The organism is Shewanella sp. MBTL60-112-B2 (assembly GCF_019655055.1).
Lineage (GTDB): Bacteria > Pseudomonadota > Gammaproteobacteria > Enterobacterales > Shewanellaceae > Shewanella.
This window is the reverse complement of the sequence record NZ_BPFA01000003.1, coordinates 177,909-199,826: the sequence shown is the minus strand read 5'-3', so window position 1 is coordinate 199,826 and position 21,918 is coordinate 177,909. Positions and strand designations below refer to the sequence as shown.

The window sequence follows — 21,918 nt, the reverse complement described above, 5'->3', positions numbered from 1 at the left end:
AAATAAAAAAGCTCCACTTGTTATTTCAAGTAGAGCTTATCTTTATTTAGCAATAATATTATTATGGCTGTTGACGTGTAGGTGCTAATACGATTTCACGTACACATACGTTTTGTGGTTGCTCGAAGGCAAATACTGCTGCATCAGCAACAGCTGTTGGATCCATTACACCGCCCATAAATTCTTTCCAGTCGTTATAACCGTCTTTAATTTCTTCGCTGGTGGTATGGCTAAGTAATGCTGTTTCAACTGCACCAGGTGCAATTGTTATCATACGTACGTCATCCATTGCCACTTCTTCACGGATGTTTTCAGTTAGTGCGTGTACTGCAAACTTAGTTGCACAGTAAGCGGCGTGATTCGGGAATGTCTTACGGCCAGCAACTGAGCTTACGTTGATGATAGTACCTGTTTTACGGGCTTTCATATCAGCTAGTACTGCGTGAATACCGTTTAATACGCCCATCACGTTGATGTTAAGCATACGGCTCCATTCTGCAGGGGCTTGCACATCAGCAGCGCCAAGCAACATTACGCCAGCGTTATTAATTAGGCAGCCAACAGGGCCAAATTTAGCTTCAGCTTCTACAATCGCGGCTTTCATCGCGTCAGCATCGGTTACATCAACACTAATAGATAGGCTGTTTTCTAAGCCTAGTGCTTGCATTGGCTCAACACGGCGAGCCAATAAAAGAAGTGGGTGGCCTTTGGCGCTGAATGCTTGAGCCATGGCTGCGCCAATACCAGAAGATGCACCTGTAATAACGATTAATTGTTTCATATCAGCCTCAATAAAAAAGGGGGTCTTGGTGAATTGCGAGTATTTTATCTAACAGTTAATTGTTGATATATAATCTACAGAGAATATGATTGTTTACATATGGCTTCTAATCTCTTGCTGTCCTCTGAGATAACACGAGTTCCTATTTATGTACCAAGACCTAAATTTAGCAGATGTGCGTGCTTTTACCGTGATTGCGGAAAAAGGCAGCTTTACCTTGGCAGCCGACAAACTCGGATGTTCACGCTCGCACCTTTCTAAGCAGCTAACCCAACTTGAGCGCTATCTAGGGGTAACCTTGATTACCCGTACCACTCGGGCGCAGCGATTGACTGAACAGGGGCAGTTTTTTTATGAGCGCTGTCAGCATGCGCTAGATGTGATGGAGCAAGCTGTAGCAAAAACCGTAGATGATGCCCACAACTTGCAGGGGAAGATTAATATCAACTGTGTGGGCGGCTATATCGGTGAGGATATCGTTAACCAGCTAGTTAACGACTTTATGAGCCTGCACCCCAATATTCAAATCCACCTCGACTTTAGTAGTCAGCGGGTGGACTTAGTGCTGGATGAGTTTGATTTAGTATTTCGTATGGGTGAGCTTGAAGATTCAAGCTTAGTGGCTAGAAAGCTGATGGATATCGCTAATTGCACCTTAGTATCGCCTAGCTATATTGCTAAATATGGCCTCCCCGAAACCCCGAAGGATTTAAAGAGCCATGCCTGTGTCACCGGCTCAGTGTATCACTGGAATTATCATCGTCGATCCGACAAAAGCCAGAAGACAGAGGTGACCATAGCGGGTGCCTTGTTGTGTAAAAATGGTCGAGTGATGAAAAGTAGTGCGTTAGCGGGTAACGGAATCGTGAGACTCCCTGAGATATATTGCAGTGCTGAGCTGAACAGCGGGGAATTAGTGCATGTGTTCGATGACTGGACTATCTCTGATACCCCCTTGTATCTACTTTATAGCAAAGATCAATTTCAGCCAGCTAGGCTTAGGCGGTTTATAGAATTTACGATAGAGAATTTTATGAAGTATGTCGAATTGCCAAAGGTATAGGGCCGAAGTGAGGAGAAAGATATCACTGTGGATGCAGGGTAGGTCGACCTCCCAAAACAATTGCTAAATAAATGTTTGTAAAAAGTTAATTATTTGCCTCCAGTTTTTCTGGTTTTGTCTTAAAATATCTTAAGAACAGAATCACCTTTTATCGATTTGAGCCGTATTGCAGCTTAAAGCGTTAAAGATATTGAAAGGGCTGAATGGATGAAATTACAAAGAATTGTCTTGGCTTGTGCCTTAGTCTCCTGCTTTTCAGCTCAAGCAGGGCAAGAATACTATGAGGCTCGAAGTGATGCGATGGGAGGGGCGGGAGTCGCAGCTTCAAATAGAGAAGGTGCGGCATTTATTAATCCCGCCTTACTGGCAATTAACGCCCATAAAGACAATTCCACCGTGCTGTTGATCCCTGTGATAGGTGTTGATGTGGCCGATAGTGATGACATGATTGACAAGTTCGACTCATTAATCGATTCCTATGATGCCCTTGAGACTGCGATCGATGTCAGTAATACGGGGGCTATTGATAAATTTCGCGATGATCTGGTAATCGATTTAGAGTCATTAAATGGCACCTCAGCCTATGCTAGTGCGGGGTTTGGATTTAGCGTGGCGATTCCATATCAGAGGATGCCGATGGCTATCTTCTATAAGAGCTATGTTAATGCCATTGGGGTTGCCGATATTGCCCAATCCGATATTGATACCCTCAATAATCTCGATCCTAACAACCCTCCACAGATAAGCGATTTGGATTCTCAAGGTCAAGTGGTTGGCGGGGCTGTGTCTGATTTAGGCATAGCATTGAGCTTTCCATTATCGATTGTGAATATGCCTATCTCTGTGGGGATTTCGCCTAAGCTTCAACGTATCGACAGTTACAACTATATCGCCAACGCTAACAACTTTGATGCTAGTGATTTTGATGATGCAAAGTATCGCAATGATGAGACCAATTTTAACCTAGATCTTGGTGTCGCTATGCAGCCATTCGATGGGTTAACCTTAGGTTTATCGGGGCGAAACCTGTTCAGCCAAGATGTAGACACAATAGAAGTTGAAGGGCAGAAGTTTACTTATCGAGTGGAACCTCTGGTAACCGCCGCAGTGGCCTATGATTGGGATATTCTATCGGTGACGACGGATATCGATCTGATTGAGAACAAGAAGTTTAAAGAGCTTGATGGCACCCAATACTGGCGCTTAGGTGGTGAAGTGAGGGCTTTTGACTGGATGGCATTACGGCTGGGTTATCGTCACGATATGAAGGACTCTACCGCTAACCTTTACTCTTTGGGGACAGGATTTTCCTTTAGTGAATCATTTTTCTTAGATTGCACCGGTATGTTTGGTGACGACAATGCTGTAGGAGGCGTGCTGCAAACCTCCTACCACTTCTAGAGACGATTTATCCCATCAACTCAATAGTCGACTTGATAGTTAGGATAAATGCGCTGACCCCACATAAAGCCAGAGTTAACGCTCTGGTTTTTTGTTTATCTACCCGACCTACTAAGCGCCCCGCAACGATATAACCTAGCACTACTGACGGTAACAACATTAACGATATGTAGAAGTGCTCTATGGTTAGCAGGCCGGCAAATGCCAGAATGATAAGGGCAATCATCGAGCTAAAGATGAAGAAGGCCGAAAGAGCGGCGCGAAATTGTCCGGCATCCTTACCTGATAGTAAAATTGCCAGCGGCGGTCCGCCAATAGCCGCGATATTTCCAAAAATTCCAGATAAAATTCCGGCGAAGAAAAGGCTACAACGATTCACTGGAATACTGAACTTCATCAGGCTTAAACCGACGGCTAAAGCCACGATTGCGGCAATGGCTAGGCCTAAGATTGGCTGTGGTGCGATTACAATTAGAGTCGCACCTAATATGCCTCCTGGGATCCGCCCCAATAGCGCGTATTGCAGACCATTGAATTCAAGTTGGCCACGCTCTCTAAACAGCGTGAGGACTGCAATTGAAAAGCCCATCATAATAACAGGAGCAGGAACTAAACTAGGATCGACGATATAGAGCAGGGGGCTTGCCACTACGGCTAGTCCAAAGCCGATAAGACTTTGAGTCAGTGCGCCACAGAAAATAATAAGTGAAGCGAGTAAAAGCGTAACAGGATCGATCATCGGTTTATCCAGCCATTAGCGAGAAACTTATCTAGCCTTGGCATTATTGAAGCTATGTTTTGGCTCTGTAAACAAACAAGGACTGCTAAGCAGTCCTTGTTTGTTTTTAATGTCTTTGATAATCAATGAAGATTATTCAAGTTCTTCCCACTCAATGCCCATTTCATCCATTAGACGTTTAACCTCAGCAGGCATGCTGTCAGGTTTATCTTTAGTAAGATCGGCGTCGTTTGGTAGTGGCTGACCTGTGTACGCATGCAAGAATGCCTCGCATAACAGTTCACTATTGGTGGCGTGACGCAAGTTGTTCACTTGGCGGCGTGTGCGTTCATCGGTAAGTACTTTGAGTACTTTCAAAGGAATGGACACAGTAATTTTTTTCACTTGCTCATTCTTTTTGCCGTGTTCAGCATATGGGCTGATATAATCGCCATTCCACTCAGTCATTGACTCACCTGTTATTTCAAAATTCGGGGCAGATTTTAACCCTTTAAATTGTGCAGTCAAATTATTGCCTCTTATTTATGACAATTGCAAATAGATTTCTATATGCATGGACGTCTAAACGGCTAAAGTGGTTGACGCAGGCTGAGTGCTTAGGTACATTTAGCCGTCCAGACATCTCTTGAGTGAAAAGTTAACAGCAAAAGGAGTAGTACATGACTGAGCGTAAATTAGCCACTGCGGCTGTTCGTCAAGGAATTGAGTCCGATAGCCAGCATGGTGCAGTAGTACCGCCGATCTACCTTTCTACTAATTACTCTTTTGATGGTCATAAGAACCCAAGAGACTTCGACTATAGCCGTTCAGGTAACCCAACACGTTCTATTTTAGGTGATGCCATTGCCGAGCTTGAAAAAGGCTCGACGGGCGTAGTGACTTGTACCGGCATGGCGGCAATAACTCTTGCCACTAGCTTGCTTGGTCCAGATGATCTTCTTGTTGTTCCCCATGATTGTTATGGTGGTAGTTACCGCCTATTTACCAATTTGGCCAAAAAAGGTCAGTTCAAGTTATTAGTGGTAGATCAAACTGACTCACAGGCACTTAATCAGGCAATAGCACAAAAACCTAAGATGGTATGGCTAGAGACACCGTCGAATCCATTGCTGCGTGTGGTCGATATCGAGGCTATCAGCTCTGCCAGTCACGAAGTGGGCGCATTAGTGGTTGTCGATAACACTTTCTTGTCACCTATTTTGCAGCAGCCGTTATTACTCGGCGCCGATATCGTCATTCATTCCACGACTAAATATATCAATGGTCATAGTGATGTCGTTGGCGGGGCAGTCGTGGCTAAGGATCCTGAGTTAGGTGAATTGCTGCATTGGTGGTCAAATACGCTAGGGCTAACGGGCTCGGCATTTGACAGCTACCTTACTTTGCGCGGAATTCGTACACTTGCAGTACGAATTCGCGAACATCAGGCGAATGCACAGCGAATTCTTGATACCCTTATCAACCACCAAGCCGTGTCCAAGATATACTACCCAGGACTGAAAGAGCATCCAGGGCATGAGATTGCGGCTAAACAGCAAAAGGGCTTTGGTGCCATGCTGAGTTTTGAGCTCAATGGTGGAGAAGAGCAGTTAGTCACATTCTTAAAAAATCTTAGCTGTTTTTCAGTTGCAGAGAGCTTAGGTGGTGTAGAGAGTTTAGTCGCCGTTCCTGCAACCATGACGCATAGAGCGATGGATCCGGAGGCTCGCGCCGAAGCTGGCGTTAAAGATACGCTTATCCGTCTTTCTGTAGGTATCGAAGATGCCGATGATCTTGTTGCCGATATTGAAGCTGCGCTTAATGCCGCAGCCGCTTGTTAATTAAAGGGGTATACGATGGCACGCTGTCACTTACATAAATTTGGTGGCTCAAGTCTTGCTGATGCAGACTGTTACCGTCGCGTTGCTCATATTCTGCTGACTCACGGTCATAGCGATGATTTAGTTGTGGTGTCTGCGGCAGGTAAAAGCACCAATTTCTTATATAAGTTACTCGAGTTGAGTACGACTAAGCAGTTGTGGCAAGAAGAGCTACAAACACTGATTAGTTTCCAGCAAAATTTGATTGAGCAGTTGCTCTCAAATGAGCAGGCACGTTCTCTTAGAGAGCGACTCTCTAACGATAAAGCGCAGCTAATAAGCTTGCTATCGATAGAGTCGATTAATGAATACCAGAGCAATCAGGTGGTGAGCTTTGGCGAACGTTGGTCTGCACGCCTATTGGCGGCGCTGCTACGTGAGTCGGGTGTTGCTGCATCGGATGTTGACGCTCGCACACTCTTGATTGCCGACGAAGGTGCAGTACCACAAATTCGTTTGCAGGAATCTCGTCAACGCGTGCACTCTATGACAGAGACTCATCCTAATGAGCGCCTAATCATAACTGGATTTATCTGCGCTAACGAGCGTGGCGACACCTTGCTACTTGGCCGTAACGGCTCCGATTTTAGTGCGACCTTGATTGCCAGCTTAGCGGATATCGAGCGCGTGACGATTTGGACCGATGTAGAGGGCGTATTTAACGCCGATCCGAATAAGATCAATGATGCTAAGTTATTGAGTAGTTTGTCACTAGCCGAAGCCAATCGCTTGGCACACTTAGGCTCACCAGTTCTGCATAACAGAACGCTGCAACCACTGTTTGATACTCAAGTGAGTTTGGCTGTTCGCTCAAGTTACGCATCTCATACTGACTTTACCTTGATCGCACCAAAGAGTTCGTCGGCGAGCGCACCTGTGGTGACCAATCTAAGTAGCGTTGCGCTGTTTAATCTTGAGCTTAAAACTGAGCTTAAACAGCTTATCGAATTACTTGACGAGGCAGGTCTTAGTCCCCTTGCATACTGGGAACTAGGACAAGATCGCGCCGAGCTAACGGTAACCTTAGAAAACCAAAAGCAGGTATTGGCATTACTGGACATTAACCGTGATGCGTTAGGTGTAAGTGATATTAAAATCACCGAAGATCTTGGCCTAGTCGCGTTAGTAAGTGCTGATGCCAACCTGTATCGTCGTGGCTTTGCAAGATTACTGAGCCGTAACGCTAGACCTTTGTTTAACGACGGCATGAGCCTGGTGACCCTAGTTCCTCAAGGGCAGGTGAACTTGTTAACTCAAAAAGTTCACCGTCGCTGTGCGGGCCCTCGCAAGCGTATCGGTGTACTGCTACTTGGTGTTGGTAACATTGGCGAAGCTTGGGTTGATCTCTTTAGCGGTGCTAAGTCAGCCCTTAATAAAGAGTTAGAGGCTAGTGTCGAGTTAGTCGGTTTACTGAGCTCGAAAAAAGCACTCATTAACGATGACGGTATCGAGCTTGAGACTTGGAAGTCGACGTTCGAGAAAGATGCGACTCCTTGGGAATACGACAGCCTGTTTGAGGACTTACATCAGCTTGAATGTGATGAAGTTATTGCGCTAGATATCAGCGCCAGCGCGGATCTTACTTTGCAGTACCCAGAGTTTTTTGCCCGTGGCATTCATGTTGTCAGCGCTAATAAACTGGCAGGTTCTGGTCCACTGCCTTTCTACCTAGAATTAAAGCAGCAACTGGATAATCGTCGTCTATTTTGGCGTTACAACGCCAGTTGTGGTGCAGGCTTACCGGTGCAACATGCATTGAACGATCTGCATAACAGCGGCGATAAAATCGAAGCGGTAGGCGGGATTTTCTCGGGTACCCTTTGTTGGTTATTTGAAAATTTCGATGCCAAGAAACCTTTCTCTGAGTTAGTTATAGAGGCGAGAGGCTTGGGGATCACTGAGCCGGATCCACGTGATGACCTATCGGGTCGAGATATGCAGCGCAAGCTGCTTATCCTTGCTCGTGAGATAGGCTTTGAGATTGAACTTGAAGATATTGAACTTAAATCTTTAGTGCCTGCAAACTTGGCAGAGTTAACCCTAGAGCAATTTTTATCGCGCATCACTGAACTCGATGATGAGATGCTGCAGCAATTTGTCGCGGCAGCAGAGCAAGATAAAGTTCTGAGATACGTGGCTTCTTTAGATAAGGTCAATGGCGAGTTAAAAGCAGAGGTTGGAATACAGTGGGTTGATATCAGCCACCCCTATGCCAATCTAACACCTGGTGATAACGTGTTTGTGATCCGTAGTGAATTCTATCAGGATAACCCGTTGATTATTCGTGGCCCAGGAGCGGGGCGTTTAGTTACCGCTGCGGCAGTGCAGTCAGATCTCGCACATATCTGCCGTGACTTGCTACAAGAATAATTTTCATGTTAATCAATAAAAAAGGACTCATTTGAGTCCTTTTTTATTGGCTTATTTATTGTCATATTATTGTCTCAGGAAAAAAACTCACTTGCCTGCTTTTTAGGCTTGACTTCAATCTCAGTTTCTCTAGTATATGGACATGTAGACGTCCAAACGTCTATTTCTGAAAGTGCTAAATTAATGCTGAAGTTGAGGAAGTAGAAATGGGTTTTCATCACGCACAACATGCAACATCATTAAACCAGAGCCTATCTGAGCTAAATGGTGATATTAACGTTTCTTTCGAATTTTTCCCGCCTTCAACTCCAGAAATGGAAACATTACTGTGGAATTCCATCCGTCGTTTAGAGCCACTAAATCCAAAGTTTGTTTCGGTCACTTATGGCGCCAACTCAGGTGTGCGCGATAGAACCCATAGTGTGATTGAGCGTATCCAGACAGAGACTGACTTGGTTGCAGCGCCGCATCTCACTTTAGTCGATGCCAGCGATGAAGAGCTAAAAGAGCTGGCGAAACATTATTGGAACAGTGGCATTCGCGATATTGTTGCCCTGCGTGGTGACTTACCAGACGGAAGCCCTAAGCCAACTCGTTTTGCCAATGATCTGGTGGGCTTGCTCCGCTCGGTAGCCGACTTTGATATCTCGGTGGCAGCGTATCCAGAAGTGCATCCCGATGCGAGTAATGCGCAGTCAGATCTCATTAATCTAAAAAAGAAGATAGATGCGGGTGCTAACCGCGCCATCACTCAGTTCTTTTTCGATGTAGAGTCTTACTTACGTTTTCGAGACCGCTGCGCAGCTGCAGGCATTGACGCTGAAATCGTGCCAGGCATTTTACCGGTAACTAACTTTAATCAGACTAAGCGCTTTGCCGCCATGACTAACGTGTCGATCCCAAGCTGGTTACACCGTCAGTTTGAGGGCCTTGAAGATGACGCGATTACTCGCCAGATGGTTGGTGCTAACGTGGCTATCGATATGGTAAAAGTCTTGTCACGTGAAGGAGTGAAAGACTTCCACTTCTACACGCTAAATCGCGCCGAGCTGACCTATGCCATTTGCCACACATTAGGTGTTAGACCGGGAAAATAGTCGACACCATATTTTGATTAAAAACCAATAGTGGACTTATGCTATTGGTTTTTTTGTTTCTATATTCTAGTCTGGTTAAGCTGACTTGGAAGCTTAACCGTTAAGATTACAGGCATAGAGATGGAGGCCAGATGCCAGATGCAATATACTCACAAAGCGCGTTGTCATTGTGGTGCAGTAGAATTTGGACTGTATTTGCCTAGTGGACTAGTAGATCTGCGCCGTTGCGATTGCTCTATGTGCCGTAAAAGAGGCGCGGTGGTAACCTCGATTGCACTCAATGGCATAAGCGTTACTAAGGGGGAGGATAAACTATCTCTTTACCAGTTTAATACCTTCACAGCGAAGCATTACTTTTGTCGGTTATGTGGGATCTACACCCACCATCAAAGTCGTTCTAATCCGCAGCAATATGGCTTCAATGTAGCTTGTATTGAAGGTATTAACCCTTATACACTTGGCGAAATACCTGTGATGGATGGCATTAATCATCCGGCAGACCGTTAACCCACACAGAGTGTAAATATGACTGAGCAACCTAAGCAGTGCCCATTATGCCAACGAGCTAACGGCTGCAGTGTGCAAACGGGTAAAACCATTGAGCAATGCTGGTGCAGTAAACAAAGCTTTCCGGATAAAGACCTGTTAGTTCAGGTTTTAGATAGGGATAAACAGGCACTTTTAAATGGAACTGCTTGTATTTGTGAATCTTGTTTAGAGTCTCTAATGGCTGATCTCACCGCGCAGCAGACTTTATATAAGAGAATCGACTAGCTCTCTAGACCAAGGCAGCTGATTCAGGCACTATCTGCGGTCTTGTTATACCTTCAATGAGTTACCTATCATGGATACGCTTACTCAGCGTGCAGAGTTTAAACTCGGATTTATTTTCATTTCAGTCGCAGTACTTTTTTGGGGGCTATTGCCCATCGCACTAAAACTATCGGGGATGTTTATCGATCCAGTTACCTTAACCTGGTTTCGTTTCTTGGTCGCACTGGTAGTAAGCTTTGCTATTCAATGTGTTAGCGGTAGTATTAAGCAGTTTAAAGGGTTAGATAAACCTTCATGGCTGAAGCTGACATTAGCGGGCATCTTTCTAATCTTTAACTACGTTTCGTTTGTTTATTCGCTTAAGTATCTTGCTCCGGGCTCGGCGCAATTAAACTTCCAAACAGCACCATTTTTTCTCGCTTTTGGTGGCATGCTACTTTTCAAAGAAAGGCTCAATGCATTGCAACTGAGTTGTTTTGCCACTTTAGGTTTAGGTATGTTGATGTTTTTTCATCCTTACCTCGACTTTTCAGCTGGTCCGTCAGATGTATGGAAAGGCGTATTGATTGTTCAATTTTCGGTATTATCTTGGGCAAGTTACGCGCTAATTCAAAAATCGATGATTAAGCGATTGTCTCCAAATAACATTCTGTTGTTCATCTACTTGTTTGGCATCTTTGCCATGGCACCATTTAGTGATCTGAGTCAGTTTGCCTCAATGGATAGTAATGAATGGGCTATAGCTATCTTTTGCGCGATTAATACCTTAATTGCTTATGGCTGCTTTGGTCAGTCAATGAAGTATTGGCCTACGGGGCAAGTGAGCGCAATGCTGGCGTTAACGCCAGTTATTAGCTTTACGCTAACTGCGATTGTCGTCAGCTTAGGTTGGTGGAGTGACTTGATTAAAGGCGCGATTATCGACCCATTATCTTTTAGTGGAATTGTGTTGATTATCGTATCTGTAATCGTAGTGCAGCTATCGCCTATGTGGCAAAAGCGTAGAGCGCAGAAAGTGATTAAGGCTGCAGCTTAGACTTTAAACTTAAGCTTTAGGCCAAAGCTTTAGAGCTTATGTTTTAAATAAGTAGCCACCTTATCGGTGGCTTTTTTATGCCTGTTGTTAACAGAGGCCTATCGATTGACTAGCTTCAAGTACCCAGCTTGCCTTCAACGCTTTGAATTCCCACTCAATGAACAGACTGTTAATGCAATTGGTATATGTAAAAGCTGAAGCCAAGGGGCGGGGGGAGCTAGAAGTAGTGGCGAACTTTAGTCACTGGTAATCGGGGAAGTGAAAAGCTTAATGATAGGTAACAAAAAAGGAGCCAATTGGCTCCTTTTTTAAATCTTACCATGAAACATCAGTTTCAAAGGTTAAGATTTATTCTGCGTCTTTTGGACCTTTACGGTGCGGCTTTCTGTCACCAGAAGGACGACGATCGCTACGCTCACCGCTTGCTGGACGACGGTCGTTACGTGGACGACGTGGTGGACGGCTGTCGCCACCAGAAGTATTAGCAAACGTTTCGCCAGCAGCTTCACGGATGTTTAGTGGACGACCACAAACACGTACTTTCTTAAGGTGCTGTAGAACTTCTTTTGGCATGCCGTCTGGCAAGTCAATTGCAGTCACTTGGTCGAATAATTGGATTTGACCAATGTAACGGCTATCGATGTTTGCTTCGTTAGCAACTGCGCCAACGATGTTACCTACACCAACACCATTATCACGACCTACGTCGATGATGTAACGGCACATCTTAACGTCTGGATTATCCTTTAATGAATCAGCTGCACCTAAGTTAGAAGGTGTTGGGCGAGATTCACGACGTGGACGGTCGCTACGGTCACGTGGGCCACGGTCATTGCGGTCACGAGAACCACGGTCATCACGGTCACGTGAATTACGGTCGTCACGGCTATCACGTTGACGCTCGTTCATTGCAGGTAACTGCAGTGGACGATCTTTCTGAACTTGATGCAGTAGAGCTGCTGCAAGTACGTCAGTATCAACTTCTAGTTCTTGACAAAGAGTTGCTACAGCACCCTTCATAAACTCAAGATCTTGAGAAATGATTTCAGCAACTTGCTCACCTAGGCGAGAAAGACGACGCTCTGTCACTGTCTCTGGGCTTGGCACGTCCATTGGAGAGATGCGGCTCTTAGTTGCACGTTCGATAGTGCGTAACATACGCATTTCACGGTGTGTAACGAAAAGAATCGCCATACCAGAACGACCAGCACGGCCAGTACGGCCAATACGGTGAACATAAGCTTCAGTATCGTATGGAATGTCGTAGTTAACTACGTGTCCAATACGCTCAACGTCAAGACCACGAGCCGCAACATCAGTCGCGATGATGATGTCTAGTTGGCCACGCTTAAGTTGGTCAACTGCACGCTCACGCGCTTGCTGGTTCATGTCACCGTGTAGTGGTGAAGACGCATAACCACGAGCTTCTAACTTTTCAGCTAGCTCAACACAGCTGTTACGAGTACGAACGAAGATAATGATACCTTCAGTCTTCTCTACTTCTAGAACACGTACAAGTGCTTCTAGTTTGTTGTGCTGTGATACTTGAACGAAACGTTGTTCAATAGTTTCAACAGTAGTATGAGTCGCAGCGATGCTTACATGCTGTGGCTCATTTAAGTATTTGTTAGCAACACGCTTAATTTGCTCTGGCATAGTTGCAGAGAATAGCGCTAACTGGCGCGACTTAGGCGTGTGCTCAAGGATCCATTCGATATCATCGATGAAGCCCATTTTTAGCATTTCATCGGCTTCGTCCAGAACCATAGCTTTTAATGTATCAAGCTTTAGTGTGCCACGACGCATATGGTCCATAACACGGCCTGGAGTACCAACGATGATTTGAGGACCACGACGCAATGCATTTAATTGCTGATGCATGCTTTGTCCGCCGTAAATTGGCAGAACGTGTAAGCCCTTCATGAATTTTGCGTAGCTACCAAACGCTTCAGCAACCTGAACTGCAAGTTCACGTGTTGGCGCTAGTACTAGAATTTGTGGTGCATTAGTATTCGGGTCAATGCTGTTTAGTAGAGGTAGTGCGAAAGCACCAGTTTTACCTGTACCTGTTTGAGCTTGACCTAGAATATCTTTACCAGCCATAAGAGGCTCGATACTTGCTGCCTGAATAGGAGTTGGTTTTTCGTAACCTAACTCGTCAAGAGCACGCAACAAAGGCTCGGTAAGACCGAGTTCGCGGAAAGTTTTTTCACTGGATGACATGGGTTGTAGCCTTGTGGAATAGCAGAGCACAAAAGTATGTGCTTAAGTGTAATAGACAGAAAATCAACCCCGTGTCGACTTCCCGCACCGAAAACGTATCAGTAAGCCGACTAGTATAGCAGCTTACAATTGGTAATACCAATTAATAGTGGTCTTTAATCATGTTTTAAAGCAAATAGTAGGCCAAATAATAAGTTAGGGTGTTCAAAAAATGACTAATCAGTATGTTTAATGAGGACTCTTAAGTACTAAACTGTCTATTTCGAGCAATTGGTAGGCAGATTCGCTAACAGCGGCGATAAAATAAATATTTATTTTATCTGGGGTGTCAGTTGGTTGGTGGTAGTCCCTATGAATAGGCACGCCAAAATAGAGCCAAGGTATGCCGACTTGATGGAAGGGGTAGTGATCGGAAGCTCGAAGAAAGTCGATAGAAATAACTGAGCCATCGAAAGCTTTAGGCTGCTGGGTTCGAATGCAGATTTGGTTATGTTGTCGAAGAGACTTTCGTATCTCAGTGAATGAGTCGAAGCGCCTTGTTCCCTCTATATAGATGGCGCCATTAGGATTGGGTCTCCCTATCATGTCAAGATTGATAGCAAGTTCTATCTGCTTAAGATCAGGGCTGGTGTTGGCTAACTTAAGCTTATCTACGAGGGCATAGCTGCCATAAAGCCCAGGTTCTTCGGCATCAGAAGCAACAAACAATAGGTTAACCTTACTGCCTTGGCTTTTGGCTTGTTGTGCAAGTTGTAATAAGCCTGCAATTCCTGAAGCGTTATCATCAGCGCCGGGATAAAAGCGATTGTCATTACCGCCTAAATGATCATAGTGGGCGATGACAATCCGCCACTTGTTAGTTTGTTGTATAGCGGGAATGACGCCGATCATATTGACCCCGACTCTATCACTAAATGAGCGGCGGTAGCTAAATGAGTGCTGATATTGCCCCTGCCAGGGGAGCAGTCCTATCTGCTTGAAACGTTGACTTAGATACTCTCTGGTTAGCGCGGCGCCTTCTGTCCCGGTTTTTCGTCCCGAAAAACTTGTCGAGCTTAGGGTATGAAGATCGGCGTGAATAATCGTGACATCGGCCCATGAGATCTTAGGTTGTCTATCGCAATGGGGGGCAGTCGCACAGGCGGTGAGTAATACTAAACATGCCATCAAGCTGGTTAAAAGCCGCATCCATTTCGCCTTTAAGAGTCATTTATTCTTTAGTATTGAGGTTAGTCTCTAGATCTCTGAATAGCGACTACTTTCATTCATGCCTGTTTGCGCTTTTTTCTGTGGCTGCGACAAGGTTTGCGTAAGCTTATAGACAGGTAAACGAGAGAAAAGTCGCTGCTTAGCGGCAACCTTAATTAGTGATTGTTCTTTGAGGTTGCCGACAGCCACACGAGCGATACTGCCATCGGGCAGGGCGATGGTACTTGAGTCCTCATCACTGTCAATCACACGTGCTTTGAGTGACTTGCCATTACTAATGAGGGGATCGATTACTGCAATAAGCAGTAGGCCTAGAGTCATTACTAGGCCAGTGCTTAAGAAGAGATTTCTAAAGTGCATTGTTTGTCTAACTGGCTTTATGCTTTAGTTAACAGTGGCTTTAAGAAGCGCGCGGTATGGGACTCTGTATGCTCAGCGACCTCTTCAGGTGTGCCTGCAACTAAAATAGTGCCGCCACCTGAACCACCTTCAGGACCTAGATCGATAATCCAGTCCGCAGTTTTAATCACATCCAGATTATGCTCAATGACTACGATAGTGTTACCGTGAGACTTAAGTCGGTGCAATACATCTAGTAATAGCTGAATATCAGCAAAGTGCAGACCGGTTGTAGGTTCATCGAGAATATACAGGGTCTTACCTGTGTCGCGCTTAGACAGTTCTTTAGCCAGCTTCACTCGCTGAGCTTCACCGCCAGATAGAGTGGTAGCGCTTTGACCTAAGCGAATATAAGACAAGCCCACATCCATTAAGGTCTGAAGTTTACGGGCTATCGCTGGAATAGCATCGAAGAACGGACGCGCTTCTTCCACTGTCATCTGCAGTACTTCGTGAATATTCTTGCCCTTAAAGCGTACATCTAAGGTTTCACGGTTATAGCGCTGACCTTTACAGCTGTCACAAGGTACATACACGTCGGGTAAGAAATGCATCTCAACCTTGATTAAACCATCGCCTTGGCAAGCCTCACAGCGACCACCTTTAACGTTGAATGAGAAGCGACCTGGCTGGTAGCCACGGGTACGCGACTCTTGCGTTGCAGCAAACAGCTCACGAATAGGCGTGAAAATACCAGTATAAGTCGCAGGGTTTGAACGTGGTGTACGGCCAATTGGACTCTGGTCGATATCAACTACTTTGTCGCAATGATCCATGCCAACCACTTTCTTATAAGGCGAAGGCTCATCAACCGTTGCACCGTTAAGCTGCATATGAGCAATCTTGTAGAAAGTATCGTTAATTAGCGTTGATTTACCTGAGCCTGACACACCCGTGATACAAGTGAATAAGCCCACTGGAATTTGCAGGTCGACATCTTTAAGGTTGTTACCCGATGCGCCAAATAACTCAATCAGCTTGCTTGCATCATACTGAGTGCGCTCAGTTTTAATGTGAATTTGTTTCTCACCTGACAGATACTGACCTGTGATCGATTCTTTGCAGTTAAGTAAGTCCTGCAAGGTACCCTCGCCAATCACTTGGCCGCCGTGTACACCTGCACCTGGACCGATATCGATGACATGATCCGCCATGCGAATCGCATCTTCATCGTGCTCAACCACAATCACAGTGTTGCCTAAGTCACGCAGGTGAATAAGGGTTTGCAGCAAGCGCTCGTTGTCACGCTGATGCAGACCAATCGATGGCTCATCGAGCACGTACATTACGCCTACAAGGCCTGCACCAATTTGGCTGGCAAGACGAATACGCTGGGCTTCACCGCCTGATAGTGTGTCGGCAGAGCGTGAAAGGCTTAAGTAATTTAAGCCAACATTGACGAGAAAGCCTAAACGATCACGAACCTCTTTTAAGATCTTATCGGCGATCTGGGCGCGTTGCCCCGTTAATTCAAGGTTTTCAAAGTATTGTGCGGCTTCACCGATTGACCATTGAGTCAATACTGGCAGGTTTAGCTCTTCAATAAATACATTACGGGCTTCTTCACGTAGGCGTGAACCGCCACAGCTTTGGCAAGACTGAGTATTGATAAACTTGGTTAGCTCATCACGTACTGCATTGGACTCGGTTTCGCGGTAGCGTCGGTCCATATTGTTTAAGATCCCTTCGAAGGGATGATTTCTTACGACCACATCGCCGCGGTCGTTAATATACTTAAACGCGATGCTCTGATTGCCAGAACCATAGAGTACGATTTTGCGTACATCATCGGTTAGCTGCTCAAACGGTTTTTCAATATCAAACTTGTAATGCTCTGCAAGTGAGGTGAGCATTTGGAAGTAATAGAAGTTACGTCTATCCCAGCCGCGAATGGCTCCGCCTGCTAATGAAAGTTCAGTATTGGTAATTACGCGATCAGGATCGAAAAACTGTTGTACGCCTAGGCCGTCACAAGTCTGACAGGCACCAGCCGGATTGTTAAACGAGAAAATGCGTGGCTCAAGTTCTGCCATTGAATAGCCACAAACTGGACAAGCAAAATTAGCCGAAAACACTTGTTCTTCAACTTTGGCTTTGCCTTCAGCTGGGTCCATGCTGGCAATTTTAGCGATACCGCCAGATAGCTCTAGCGCAGTTTCAAAAGACTCTGCTAGACGCTGCTTGATATCACCACGCACTTTAAAGCGGTCAACAACCACTTCAATAGTGTGCTTAACGTGTAAGTCCAGCTCTGGTGGATCGGTTAAGTCGCACACTTCACCGTCGATACGGGCACGGATATAACCTTGTGCAGATAAGCTTTCTAATAGCTTAACGTGCTCGCCTTTACGGTTGTTAACAACAGGAGCTAGCAGCATTTGACGGCTATCTTCTGGTAGTTCAAGTACCTTATCGACCATCTGACTCACGGTTTGCGCCGCCAGCGGTTCACCATGAGTTGGACAGCGAGGTTCACCCACGCGGGCAAACAATAGACGTAAATAATCGTAGATTTCAGTAATGGTTCCCACGGTTGAACGTGGGTTATGAGACGTTGATTTTTGCTCGATAGAAATAGCCGGGCTTAACCCTTCAATATGGTCAACATCAGGCTTTTCCATCAAACTCAAGAATTGACGCGCATAGGCAGATAAAGACTCGACATAGCGTCTTTGTCCTTCTGCGTACAAGGTGTCAAATGCAAGAGATGATTTGCCAGAACCAGACAGTCCGGTGATCACGATAAGTTTGTCGCGAGGAATAGTCAGGTTGATGTTTTTAAGATTGTGGGTACGAGCACCACGTACTTCAATATTTTCCATCTAGCGTTCAGATCTCAAAGCCGAAAAAAGTGGTTAAGTATCTCACAAAATTGACCATGTAAATAGCCAAGACTGGCTATCAATTGTAGGAGAGAACTAAGATTTTGCTAGCAGAAATGCAGTAAGCCCTTTGATATGGCGACTTTGAGAACCAATCACTTAAAAGATGGCTCAAGTATACATCTTTGGTTTTAACTTTTGGGCTATGAAAAACTTCGTGATAAACTCCGCGACCTATTTCAAGTTCACAGATCAGGGCGGGGCATGGCCAACCAGGGACTTTCCAAGACTGAGAAAAAGGTCGCATTTTCTTTAGCCAGTGTATTTGGCTTGCGCATGATGGGCTTGTTTATGATCATGCCTGTATTTGCACTTTACGGCCAACACCTAGAAGGGTTTTCACCTTTATGGGTTGGTATTGCTATTGGTGCATACGGCTTAACTCAAGCAGTTCTTCAAATCCCTATGGGGATCTTATCTGACAAATTTGGCCGCAAGCCGATTATTCTTATCGGACTGTTGATATTTGCCTTAGGTAGCTTAGTCGCCGCCAATGCAGAAACCATTTATGGCGTAGTGGCTGGACGAGCATTGCAAGGCATGGGCGCTATTGCTGCGGCAGTGTTAGCGCTAGCGGCAGACTTAACCCGCGATGAGCAGCGCACTAAGGTAATGGCGATTATCGGTATGTGTATCGGTTTCTCGTTTGCTTTATCACTGCTAGTAGGCCCAATTGTGGCACAACATTTAGGGCTGTCCGGGCTGTTCTTTATGACAGCGGGCTTAGCTTTGCTGGGTATGTTGATTGTGCAGCTACTGGTACCCAATCCCATTTCACAAGCGCCTAAAGGCGACACGGTTGCAGCGCCTGAAAAGCTCAAGCGCATGTTAATGGACCCACAATTATTTAGACTCGATGCGGGTATTTTTATTCTGCATCTAGTATTAACAGCGGTGTTCGTAGCCTTACCACTCGATTTAGTGGATGCCGGCCTTGCTAAAGAAGAACATTGGATGCTGTACTTTCCAGCCTTTATGGGGGCATTTTTCTTAATGGTGCCGCTGATTATTATTGGAGTTAAACGCAATAATACCAAAGGTATGTTCCAAGTCGCTCTGATCATCATGATGGTGGCGCTGGGCTCGATGGCGATGTTTGCCAATAACTTAGTGGTATTGAGTATTGCCGTGGTGTTGTTCTTTACTGGTTTTAACTACCTCGAAGCCTCATTGCCAAGTTTGATTGCTAAGTTTTGTCCTGTAGGGGATAAAGGCTCGGCGATGGGCGTTTATTCGACCAGTCAATTTTTAGGTGCGTTTTGTGGTGGTTTACTCGGTGGCGGAGCCTATCAACTTGTGGGTGCATCGGGTGTGTTTGCCGTGGCGTTAGGCCTAATGTGCGTCTGGTTTTTATTGACCTTCGGCATGAAAAATCCAGTGCTACTCAAGAGTTACACATTAGAGGCTAATGTAACTGACAAACAGAGCGCAGTGACCATGGCAACTGAGCTGTCGGCACTAGCGGGTGTGTCAGAAGCGATAGTGGTACTCGAAGAGAAAGTGGCTTATTTAAAAGTAGATGACCATTTCGATTTGAGACAAGCTCGAGCTGTGTTACGCTCTGTCGATTAGGTAAAAATTTAATATACGTTCCAGGAGATTTCAATGGCTAGTCGTGGTGTCAATAAAGTAATTTTGGTCGGTAATTTAGGACAAGATCCTGAAGTACGTTATATGCCTAACGGCAATGCCGTAGCCAATATTACCGTGGCGACAAGTGAGTCTTGGAAAGACCAACAAGGTCAACAGCAAGAGCGTACTGAATGGCACCGTGTTGTGATGTTCGGCAAGTTGGCTGAAATCACTGGTGAGTATTTACGTAAAGGCTCTCAAGTTTACCTAGAAGGCAAACTACAGACTCGTAAGTGGAAAGACCAAAGTGGTCAAGATCGTTACAGCACTGAAGTGGTTGTCGATCAAGGCGGCAGCATGCAGATGCTAGGTAGTCGTAACCAGAGTGGTGGCGCACCAGCACAAGGTGGCAACCAGAACTACGGCGGACAGCAACAGCAACAAGGTGGTGGCTACGGTTCACAGCAACAGCAGCCTCAACAGCAAAACAGCTACCAGCCGAAGCCACAAGCTCCTGCTCAGCAAGGTGGTTACCAGCAGCAGTCACAGCCACAGCAGCAAGCACCTCAACAAGGTGGTTACGCGCCTAAGCCACAAGCTGCTCCAGCTCCGCAGCAAGCGCCACAACAGCGCCCAGCTCCGCAGCCACAGCAGAACTTCACTCCAGATTTGGATGATGGCTGGGATGACGATATCCCATTCTAAAGATTAGACGTCAATACTGCTAAATATAAAAAATGCTCCCAGATATGGGAGCTTTTTTTTGCCATAAACTCAAAGCTATTGATTGGTATTAAAATATGATTTGGTATTTGTCGAGGATGGCCTGGTATTCACCGCTTTGCTTAATGTTTTCTATGCCTTGGGCAAACTTAGCTGCATAGTCTCGCCCCTTGTCGTTATTACTAAAGCCTACATATAGCGGCGTGCTCTCATTTTCACTGCCTGCATAACGAATATCTTCGCTATAGCCAAATTCCTTTGCCGTATGATCGATGACATAGCGATTACCGAGCAGTAGGTCTACACGACGTTTTGCTGTTAGGTAAAGATTACTCTTGAGTGGTGTATCTCCCGATGTGCGGATCTGGGGGGAACGCTTTTCTAAATACTGATTTAATGAGTGGCCGTAATCATAGCCGAGGATGGTTGCAATCAGCATATCATCTAAACTTGCGCGGTCGGTATACTGCCAATTTGAATCTACAGGTGTATAAAAGTCATTGGTGTATTGGCCTATGGCAATCTGATTGCCATTAAGAGAAAAGCTGGAAATATGCTCATCGGTGACCGCAAGTACAGCATCGATCTTATGCTGGCTTGTTAGTTTTAGCGCCCTTTGAAAAGGAATGGTTTCGAATTTCACCTCAACATCTACAGAGGCAAAAGCTTGCTGTGTGAGTTCTACTACATAACCTGAATTGTTGGTGCAGATATAAGGGCACCAAATATCGGAAGCCACTACGATTTGCTCGGCACTAGAGGGCAAGCTCATGACTAACAGTATGAGTAATCTAGACTTCAAAACAATCCTATTGCTATTCACCATATTAAGACTAGAGCTAGTCTATCAAAATAGGTCTGAAAAAGGTTGGAAACGAGAATTATTCGTGACTCTTCCAACCAGTTGCTAGCCAGCAAGCTAAATGGCTTTTTTTCCTTAGCTTTGCAATTGTCATCCTCGTGTCATGTAGAACTATTCCTATAGTAATAGGACAGCGTGTTGAAAATAGGCTTGTTGTATTTTGTCAGCTATTGTTGGTTAAATTGTTGATGTTGTGAGGGTTGTCGTCTTGTTTGAGTTTTTTTTGTATTTATTGATAGCGAAAAACTTGAATAACGACTGCTTTGAACTAAATTCGATAAGAGCTGAATAATTTATGTGATTAATTTCGTCTTTGAGAGGAAAAATATGTATTTTCTACTCTTGATATTCGGCAAAAATCTGTAAAAATACCGCTTCTGTCCCTGATGGTAAAATTTAGGGAACACGGGAGTAAATGTTAGCGCAATTTACTTCTTATTTATTTTGTATGTGTTGATTTAAGGGCATTAACATATATGTACAAGACTACAAAGAAACCAGTTTGGTATGGTGAGTTGAGAACCGCTCGCGGCAATACCATTCTTATTCATGATAAACAGTTTCCTGATGCTTCTGCTGGCCGTGTTTATTTCTATAACGCGACTCGTGAAGCAATTATCGAATACGCTGAAGATATCGTTAAGCCTAACTTGCATGAACTTGATGAGCAGGCGATAACTGAAGTTGATAAAACTTGTGGCGCAGCTTGGTTTGCCGCAAGAGAAGAGTTTATGGCTAAACATCAAGGATGGGTCGAGGCGAATAATCCTAAGAGCGCAGCCGCTGCTCCTAAGAAGCCAAAAGCCGTGCCAGAAGACGATGAGCCAGAGTTAGAGTCAGCCGATGGCGATGACTATGATGATGATTGGTCAGACGATTACGATGATTAATCAATAAGAGTTAAATAACAGCGCCTAGGCGCTGTTTT

The 21,918-nt window shown here is 45.1% G+C and carries 19 protein-coding genes; 11 read left to right on the top strand and 8 right to left on the bottom strand.

The genetic code is table 11. The features are described from left to right. Nucleotides 1–61: 61 nt before the first annotated feature. On the bottom strand, nucleotides 62–781 hold the full coding sequence (locus K5Q73_RS03215; protein ID WP_220758971.1) for an SDR family oxidoreductase: 720 nt from the start codon (nucleotides 779–781) through the stop codon (nucleotides 62–64). Nucleotides 782–929: 148 nt separating this feature from the next. Here K5Q73_RS03215 and K5Q73_RS03210 point away from each other — a divergent pair, with 148 nt between their 5' ends. Both K5Q73_RS03210 and traF read left to right on the top strand, forming a co-directional pair. Next, entirely contained in the window at nucleotides 930–1,844 is a 915-nt protein-coding gene (locus tag K5Q73_RS03210; RefSeq protein ID WP_220758972.1) for a LysR family transcriptional regulator, read from the top strand. A gap of 207 nt (nucleotides 1,845–2,051) precedes the next feature. Then, nucleotides 2,052–3,245: a conjugal transfer protein TraF gene (gene traF, locus K5Q73_RS03205; protein WP_220758973.1), complete on the top strand. Its 1,194-nt coding sequence runs from the start codon at nucleotides 2,052–2,054 to the stop codon at nucleotides 3,243–3,245. Between the two features lie 7 nt (nucleotides 3,246–3,252). Here the strand turns inward: traF and K5Q73_RS03200 are convergent, their stop codons facing one another. Next, nucleotides 3,253–3,984: a sulfite exporter TauE/SafE family protein gene (locus K5Q73_RS03200; RefSeq protein WP_220758974.1), complete on the bottom strand. Its 732-nt coding sequence runs from the start codon at nucleotides 3,982–3,984 to the stop codon at nucleotides 3,253–3,255. A 132-nt stretch (nucleotides 3,985–4,116) separates the two neighbouring features. Then, nucleotides 4,117–4,431, bottom strand: coding sequence for a met regulon transcriptional regulator MetJ (gene metJ / locus K5Q73_RS03195; protein WP_012153825.1), 315 nt, complete (start codon nucleotides 4,429–4,431; stop codon nucleotides 4,117–4,119). 212 nt (nucleotides 4,432–4,643) lie between these two features. Here metJ and metB point away from each other — a divergent pair, with 212 nt between their 5' ends. From metB to K5Q73_RS03165, 6 genes are all read left to right on the top strand, one after another. Then, entirely contained in the window at nucleotides 4,644–5,804 is a 1,161-nt protein-coding gene (metB, locus tag K5Q73_RS03190; RefSeq protein WP_220758975.1) for a cystathionine gamma-synthase, read from the top strand. Nucleotides 5,805–5,819: 15 nt separating this feature from the next. Then, complete coding sequence (locus K5Q73_RS03185; RefSeq protein ID WP_220758976.1) at nucleotides 5,820–8,213, top strand: bifunctional aspartate kinase/homoserine dehydrogenase II; 2,394 nt, start codon at nucleotides 5,820–5,822, stop codon at nucleotides 8,211–8,213. 206 nt (nucleotides 8,214–8,419) lie between these two features. Further along, nucleotides 8,420–9,310, top strand: coding sequence for a methylenetetrahydrofolate reductase (metF, locus tag K5Q73_RS03180; protein WP_220758977.1), 891 nt, complete (start codon nucleotides 8,420–8,422; stop codon nucleotides 9,308–9,310). A gap of 138 nt (nucleotides 9,311–9,448) precedes the next feature. Next, on the top strand, nucleotides 9,449–9,817 hold the full coding sequence (locus tag K5Q73_RS03175; protein WP_220758978.1) for a GFA family protein: 369 nt from the start codon (nucleotides 9,449–9,451) through the stop codon (nucleotides 9,815–9,817). 18 nt (nucleotides 9,818–9,835) lie between these two features. Beyond that, nucleotides 9,836–10,084: a cysteine-rich CWC family protein gene (locus tag K5Q73_RS03170; protein WP_220758979.1), complete on the top strand. Its 249-nt coding sequence runs from the start codon at nucleotides 9,836–9,838 to the stop codon at nucleotides 10,082–10,084. A 70-nt stretch (nucleotides 10,085–10,154) separates the two neighbouring features. Beyond that, on the top strand, nucleotides 10,155–11,120 hold the full coding sequence (locus K5Q73_RS03165) for a DMT family transporter (protein WP_220758980.1): 966 nt from the start codon (nucleotides 10,155–10,157) through the stop codon (nucleotides 11,118–11,120). A 348-nt stretch (nucleotides 11,121–11,468) separates the two neighbouring features. Here K5Q73_RS03165 and K5Q73_RS03160 read toward each other — a convergent pair whose 3' ends face one another. The 4 genes from K5Q73_RS03160 to uvrA all read right to left on the bottom strand — a co-directional run bounded on the left by K5Q73_RS03160 (nucleotide 11,469) and on the right by uvrA (nucleotide 17,773). Continuing rightward, nucleotides 11,469–13,343: a DEAD/DEAH box helicase gene (locus K5Q73_RS03160; protein ID WP_220758981.1), complete on the bottom strand. Its 1,875-nt coding sequence runs from the start codon at nucleotides 13,341–13,343 to the stop codon at nucleotides 11,469–11,471. A 228-nt stretch (nucleotides 13,344–13,571) separates the two neighbouring features. Then, complete coding sequence (locus K5Q73_RS03155) at nucleotides 13,572–14,531, bottom strand: M28 family peptidase (RefSeq protein WP_220758982.1); 960 nt, start codon at nucleotides 14,529–14,531, stop codon at nucleotides 13,572–13,574. Nucleotides 14,532–14,579: 48 nt separating this feature from the next. Next, nucleotides 14,580–14,912: a hypothetical protein gene (locus tag K5Q73_RS03150; protein ID WP_220758983.1), complete on the bottom strand. Its 333-nt coding sequence runs from the start codon at nucleotides 14,910–14,912 to the stop codon at nucleotides 14,580–14,582. A gap of 17 nt (nucleotides 14,913–14,929) precedes the next feature. Then, entirely contained in the window at nucleotides 14,930–17,773 is a 2,844-nt protein-coding gene (gene uvrA / locus K5Q73_RS03145) for an excinuclease ABC subunit UvrA (protein ID WP_220758984.1), read from the bottom strand. A 264-nt stretch (nucleotides 17,774–18,037) separates the two neighbouring features. Here uvrA and K5Q73_RS03140 point away from each other — a divergent pair, with 264 nt between their 5' ends. Beyond that, complete coding sequence (locus K5Q73_RS03140; protein WP_220758985.1) at nucleotides 18,038–19,405, top strand: MFS transporter; 1,368 nt, start codon at nucleotides 18,038–18,040, stop codon at nucleotides 19,403–19,405. Nucleotides 19,406–19,438: 33 nt separating this feature from the next. Beyond that, nucleotides 19,439–20,110 carry a single-stranded DNA-binding protein gene (gene ssb, locus K5Q73_RS03135; RefSeq protein ID WP_220758986.1) on the top strand — a complete coding sequence of 224 codons (672 nt, stop codon included), beginning with the start codon at nucleotides 19,439–19,441 and terminating at the stop codon, nucleotides 20,108–20,110. An 88-nt stretch (nucleotides 20,111–20,198) separates the two neighbouring features. Here the strand turns inward: ssb and K5Q73_RS03130 are convergent, their stop codons facing one another. Further along, nucleotides 20,199–20,930 (bottom strand): ABC transporter substrate-binding protein, encoded by a 732-nt coding sequence (locus K5Q73_RS03130; RefSeq protein ID WP_220758987.1) that lies wholly within the window; start codon nucleotides 20,928–20,930, stop codon nucleotides 20,199–20,201. A gap of 536 nt (nucleotides 20,931–21,466) precedes the next feature. Between K5Q73_RS03130 and K5Q73_RS03125 the strand changes: the two genes are divergently transcribed. Beyond that, nucleotides 21,467–21,880, top strand: a complete 414-nt coding sequence (locus K5Q73_RS03125; RefSeq protein WP_220758988.1) for a hypothetical protein — start codon at nucleotides 21,467–21,469, stop codon at nucleotides 21,878–21,880. Nucleotides 21,881–21,918 lie beyond the last annotated feature (38 nt).